Source organism: Kerstersia sp. (assembly GCF_052103615.1).
Classification (GTDB): Bacteria; Pseudomonadota; Gammaproteobacteria; order Burkholderiales; family Burkholderiaceae_B; genus Kerstersia.
In genome coordinates, this window is record NZ_JBQEKA010000123.1 from 1 (window position 1) to 6493 (window position 6493).

The 6493-nt window shown below is 61.8% G+C and carries 4 protein-coding genes; all 4 read left to right on the forward strand.

The window, feature by feature from the left end:
• Window positions 1-2212, forward strand: a 2212-nt coding sequence (locus ACTJGZ_RS15415; RefSeq protein WP_441663780.1) for a choice-of-anchor tandem repeat GloVer-containing protein, incomplete at its 5' end; no start/stop codon positions are given.
• A gap of 87 nt (window positions 2213-2299) precedes the next feature.
• On the forward strand, window positions 2300-4225 hold the full coding sequence (locus tag ACTJGZ_RS15420) for a hypothetical protein (protein ID WP_441663781.1): 1926 nt from the start codon (window positions 2300-2302) through the stop codon (window positions 4223-4225).
• Between the two features lie 185 nt (window positions 4226-4410).
• Complete coding sequence (locus ACTJGZ_RS15425) at window positions 4411-4845, forward strand: YidB family protein (protein ID WP_441663783.1); 435 nt, start codon at window positions 4411-4413, stop codon at window positions 4843-4845.
• Between the two features lie 352 nt (window positions 4846-5197).
• Window positions 5198-6247: an NADP(H)-dependent aldo-keto reductase gene (locus ACTJGZ_RS15430; protein ID WP_441663782.1), complete on the forward strand. Its 1050-nt coding sequence runs from the start codon at window positions 5198-5200 to the stop codon at window positions 6245-6247.
• Window positions 6248-6493 lie beyond the last annotated feature (246 nt).

The following is a 6493-nucleotide window of genomic DNA, read 5'->3' on the forward strand; positions in this document are numbered from 1 at the left end:
TTTTCCCGCCCGCTACCGCCGCGCAGCGCTGGCTGCTGCTTGCCTGAGCGTTTGGGCCCTCTCCTCCGGTGCCGCCAGTGCCGCCAGCGCTGCCGGTTTGCCTGAGGGCGAAGTCTCCGGCGCATCCAAGGTGGCGGTGACGGAAATGACGTCCTTCCATTACACCGGCGCGAGTGAAACCGGCGCGGAAGGAGCCAAGGGCTGGCCCAGCGTCAAGGATCCCTCCTCGCCGCCTTTGTTCGTGAAGCATCCCAGTTCACAGCGCCCCTATCTCTTTGGCGGTTCGTTTGGCCAGGCCTTGCGCGCCATAGGCAGCGTCGGGCTGTGGTGGATGCAAGCCTCTCCTGGCCATTATGAGCGTCTGGAGGTGGATGCAAACCGCGTCTATGGCCTGATTCCGGGCACGCCAGTGCGTACCAGCGATGGCAGCATCATGGGGGTGATTGTCAGCATGTTCGCCGAACAGTACGACCCCAGCACCGCGGGCGAGACGGCGCAATATGCCTTGGCCGTGCGCAAGGGGGCGGTATTCCGTACCGAGTTCGATGGCACGCATCTGGTGCCCATCACCAGCACTCAGGGCAAACTGAACATGCCCAATGGCGCGCTGGTCGCGGATGCGCAGGACAATCTGTACGGCGCCGACAAGGGCGAGCGCGGCCATGGGCGGATTTTCAAGGTCGATGCGGACGATAAGTTTTCGACCTTATATGAATTCCAGGCCGGGCCGGATGGCATGCGGCAAGTGCTGAATGACATCATTCTGGGTTCGGATGGCTGGCTCTACGGCGTGACCGGCTACGATCGCGGCTTGCCCAACGCGCCAGCGACGCCGCAAGCGCCGGAGACGCCGACAGGGACGTTGTTCAAGCTGGATCCGGCCAATCCCGCGGGCAGCTTCCGCGTGTTGCACACCTTCCGCCTGAAGGAAGGCGAGATCAACGTGCAGAGCCACTCCGGCAATGAACAGCTGCGTTATTACCCCAGCGGCGACCTGTATGTGCCGGGGACGGCAGGGGATGTGACGATCAGTACCAATGGCGTGCAAGCCATGGTCGGCCTGTCCTCGCTGGTGGAAGGCAAGGACGGGCATATCTATGGCACGACCTCCATCAACCGTTGCCAGGTCTATACGAAGTGGAAGGCAGTGCTGACGGCTTATACCGCCGTGTCTGCCGATAGCCCGCTGTGCGGCTATCGTTACCCCGGCAAAAACGTGTTGCCCACGGAGGCGTTCCCGCATTATGACGGCCAGGTGGCGCATGGCGCGGTTTACCGTCTTCCCAAGGATGCCAGCGACGAAGATGGGCGCTTCCAGATCCTGCATGAGTTTTCCGGCGAGGACGGCAGCACGCCGCGCGGCCCGCTGGCCCTTGGCAAGGACGGCAATATTTATGGCACGACGCTTAGCGGCGGCCGTCACCGCTCGTGGTCGTTTGCGGCAGGACTGCTGGATCACGCGCCGACCTGCGAAGACCTGAGCGTTGAGATCGACCGGGCCAAGTGCCGTGCTGTCGGGGCGGAAGAATACGCAGCCGGCACGGGCTATAAAACAGTCGCCTGGGCCGATCAGGGTTTGAGCGGCGGCACCTTGTTCCGCATCGTGACCAGCGCGCTGGCCCCGGACGCCAATGGCCGGGCGACGGCCAGCGGCTTCCAGAGCTTGCATTCCTTTAAATACGACGTTGATGGTTCCCGTCCGCTGGGGGTGCGGGCAGGCGAAGATGGCCGCCTGTATGGCGTGGCCAGCCGCGGCGGCTCGGCTTATACCAACAACCGTGGCGAGCAGAAGGCGTATGACGATAATGGCGCCGTGTTCGTGGCGGATCTGGATGGCGATCTGCCTTCGGCTTCTATCACGCTGACGATGAGCCCGCAGGAAATCGCCGCAGGCGCGAGCGCCACGCTGACCTGGACGTCCTGGCAGACCCAGGATTGTCAGGCCAGCTCGTCGCAGGGCGATTGGAAGGGGCCGCAGGAAACCTCGGGCAGCGTGGTACTCACGCCTGCCAACGGGACGCTGTACTACACGCTGCAATGCACTGATAGCGTGAAGGGAACAGCGGTCTCGGCGGTGGTGCCGCTCTATGTTAATTCGCCCATCATCGGCAAGGACGGCAACAAGAATGAGTTCGGCAATGGCGGCGGCAGCCTGCCGGCCGGTGTTCTTCTCTTGCTGGCAGTGGCCGGTCTGGCCCGTCGCCGTCGCTGATGTCATGTCGCCGCCGGTTGCCTGCGGTTCAGGGCAGCCCGGCGGACAGCTTGCACAGATCCATTCCTTATCCGCAGGAACACCAAGATGTCCACATTTTCCTTTTCCCGCCGCGCATTGAGCACCCATGTTGCCGTGGCGCTGGCCTTGCTGCTGTCGTCGGGCGCTGCCCACGCATTCAAGGAACAGGCGCAGTTCGCGCCCAAGCCGTTGCTGGTCTTTTCCGGGCCTGCAAGCAATGGCGGTCATTTTCCAGGGGCTAAACCCTATACCCCGCCTATCTATGTCGAGAGTCAGAATCGCTATATAGGCCTGACTCAGGAAGGCAGCGAGGATAAGTGGACGGGGGCTTTCGGCGGCCAGTTCTATAGCGCGACGGCTTTCCAGGTGGGTGTCGATGGCACGGGCTATCAGTATGAGATTCTGAATTCCCGTATTGGCGTGCAGATTACGCCCTTGCTCCGCGATGCCAGGACAGGAGATATCTATGGCGGCTCGGAATCTGCCCTGGATGAGAACGGCCTGAATCCCGGCGGCGTGCTGTTTGTGATTCGTGAAGGGCAGGTGTTGCCGCTGGTCAATCATGGTGATGAACTGCCGGCCAAGGAATTTCAGCCGCGCGGCCAGATGACGCAAGATAGCCAGGGCCGCCTGTTTCTGAATGGAGCTGGCGGTTTGGCGAATTGCACCTCGACCCATGCCAGCCGCAATATCAAGAATGTGCTTTACCATTTTGTGCCTGGCGCGGGGCAGCTGCTGCAGCCATCGGCCAATCTGTGCGACTTTAACGAGTCGATCGAGCGGCCTGGTCCACTGCGCCCCGTCACGACCCTGCGCCAGCACAAAGGAGCGGCGCCGCTACTCCAGGTCTGGAGCGAGGCAGATCAGGCGCTCTACGTGTTGGCGAGCAATAGCGGCAGTGAGAAGAACGTCGAAGGCGTGCCGGAGAGCGATAACAACGGCAAGCCCAGCAATACGTTGTTTCGTATCAAGGCCGACGATCTTGCCCAGCGCTTGCAGCCGGGCGAGGGCGATAAGATCGAAGTGCTATATAACTTTGGCAAGGGCCGGGACGGCGAAGCGCGCGCCGGCATGGATTATGTTTCCAGCATGATCGAAGTGGGCGACTGGCTGTATGGCACGGCTTTTTCAACAAAAGCCTCGACTGCAGCGGCAGGCGGGACTTTGTGGCGGATGAACAAGCAGCGTGGCGGCAGTAGCTTTGAAGTGTTGCATCGTTTCGCTGAGGCCGACAATAAAGTCGAAAATGACGGCTCCAACCCGGCAGGTCCGCTGGTGCGCGCGGCGGACGGCAATATCTATGGCACAACCAGCGCGGATGCGCGGCGCCTCACGAGCGCCAAGGATCCCGAAGCGCTGGGTGCGGGCATTCTGTTCCGCGTGACCGCGCCGGAAGGCGATGCGCCGGTCTATGAACCCTTGGCCTATTTCGATGTGGCAACGACAGGAGCCAGGCCGGCAGGGCTGGGACTTGGGCCCATCAAGCAAGACAGCGACGGCAAGCGCCATCAGACCTTGATTGGCGTGTCCCGCTATGGCGGCAATGAGACCGATGTCATTACGACCCGTGAAACAGTGGACGGTTTCGGCACCTTATTCCAGGTGGACGTTCCCGTGGTGGATGCGCGGCTGACGCGATTCGTGAGCAGCGCCAGCGTGGCGCGTCCCGGGACGCGCCCGACCTTGCAATGGGCCAGCGAAGGCACGGAGCGCTGCGTGGCGGGCGGCGACTGGGAGGGCACGTATGACGCCAGCGCTTCCCACCGTCTCCCCGCGCTTAACGAACTGCGCGACTATGTCTTTACGCTGCAATGTAAGGGCTACACCGGTCAGACCGAAACCAAGAGCCTGACGGTGAAGGTTATCGACGGTTCCGGCACGGAAGACGGCGGCAATGGCGGCGGCGGCGCGCTGGGCGGCGGCCTGCTGGCGGCGCTGGCAGCCTGGGCTGCCCGCCGCCGTGCGGCGCGCGGGGTATCAGGTGCGGTTTAAAACAAGGTAAACCTGTGGCGCGGTGACGGGCAGCAGGACTTACACTAAGCCCTCTTTCTGCACCGGCAGGCTGGCTGGGTCCGGCCTGGCGGGCGCAATGGCGGCAGGCCGTATGAGCCTGCCGCCATTTTGCTTGCCCTGGCGCAGTGTCATCGTGTCAGTGTCATCGTGTTATTGATGCCGAGATTGGAGGTATTCTCATGAGCTTGCTCGATTCCCTGGGTTCCCTGGGCTCTCTGGTTGGCGGCAGCAAGTCCGGCCCCGCCGCGCTGCTGCCCGTCCTGCTGGAACAACTGAAAAAATATCCTGGCGGTTTGTCCGGCCTGGTGGATAGCTTCCGCAAGGGCGGGCTGGGCGACATCGTTGCTTCATGGATAGGCAAGGGCCAGAACCTGCCGGTTTCCATCGACCAGCTGCGTCATGTGCTGCCTGCCGCGCTGGTGGGCGGCCTGGCGCAGCAATCGGGCCAGGACGACAATACCGTGCTGAGCCTGTTGACTAAGGTCTTGCCGCAAGTGGTCGATCAGGCGACCCCTGATGGCGAAGTGAAGGAAGGCCAGGGTTTCGATGCCAGCAGCCTGCTGGGATCGCTATCAGGTTTGCTCGGCAAACCGGGCTGATCCCCCCGCGAAACTGATTCCGGCCGGTATGCTTTCCGGTCAGACCCCCGCTTGTTGGCGCCATGCCAATACCGGGGGTTTTTTGTCGGCCGGATGTTTGCCGGCAGGGGATAGGATAAAAACAGGGAGGCCGCCTGGCGGCCGCCGCACGGCTGGCGCAGCGTAGGGGTATGTTTCGTCTGGATGAGGGAGTGTGATTAACTTATAGCCAGCCGCAAGGCGCTTGTGGAAGCATTTCGTTTTACCATCCGTGCCAGCGCTTGCCGGCACCGGCCAGGTCTCTGGCTGATGCCGGGGCTGGTTGAGGCGCATGCTTTCTTGGCAGATTTTTCATTCAGGAATACGACGACAGATGAAATACCGCAAACTTGGACGTACCGATATCGACGTCAGCCTGATCGGCCTGGGCACAATGACCTGGGGCGAGCAGAACTCCGAACAGGAGGCGCACGAGCAGCTTGATTATGCGCTGTCTCAAGGCGTCAATCTGATTGATGCCGCCGAAATGTATCCTGTGCCGCCCAAGCCCGAAACCCAGGGCCGCACGGAGGAATATATCGGTTCCTGGCTCAAGCGCAGCGGCCGGCGCAGCGAGGTCGTGCTGGCGACGAAAGTCGTGGGCCCGGTGCGCCAGGCCCACCAGAAGGGGCATATCCGTGATGGCAAGACCTCTCTGGACCGCGCCAACATTACGGCGGCGCTGGATGCCAGCCTGCAGCGCCTGCAAACGGATTACGTCGATCTGTACCAGTTGCATTGGCCGGACCGCAGCACGGCGACGTTTGGCCGTTTGGGCTACCCCTGGATCGAAGGGGAATCAACCATTGCCATTGAAGAAACCTTGACCGTGCTGGCCGACCTGGTGAAGGCGGGCAAGGTGCGCCACATCGGTGTTTCCAATGAAACGCCTTGGGGCGTGGCGCAATTTCTCCGCGCTGCCGAGAAACTGGGCTTGCCGCGTATCGTCAGCATTCAGAATCCCTATAGCCTGTTGAACCGCACGTTTGAAACCGGGCTGTCGGAGTTTTCGCATCATGAGCAGATCGGCTTGCTGGCGTATTCGCCGCTGGCCTTTGGCGTATTGACTGGCAAGTATCTGAACGGCGCCCGCCCGGCAGACGGCCGCATCAGCTTGTATGAGCGTTTTGCGCGGTATAGCAATGAACAGGCGCAGGCGGCGACGCGGGATTATGTCTATGCGGCGCGCCGCCGCGGCCTATCGCCCGCGCAAGTGGCGCTGGCCTTCATCAATAGCCGTCCGTTCGTCACCAGTAATCTGGTGGGAGCGACCAAACTGGATCAGCTGAAGGAAAACATTGCTTCGGTGGATCTGACGCTGGATGAAGAACTGCTGGCCGAAATCGAGCATATCCATCAGCGCCAGCCGAATCCGGCACCCTGACGGTAACACTGAGGGCAACACTGACGGCAGCCCTGTGCTTGGCGCCATAACGGTGCGGCATTCAGTGCAGCATTCGGTGTGGCGTTCTGTACAGCGCTCAGTGCAGTGAATAGGGCGGCTTTAGCGTTGCCTCCGGTGCTGGAATCAGCGCCGCCGCCGGGCTGCCAGGTAAAAAAAGCCAGACGGAAAGACTGAACTGACCCCCATAAGTAGGACAGTCAAACGCTAAAGCCCGAAGGCCTGAGC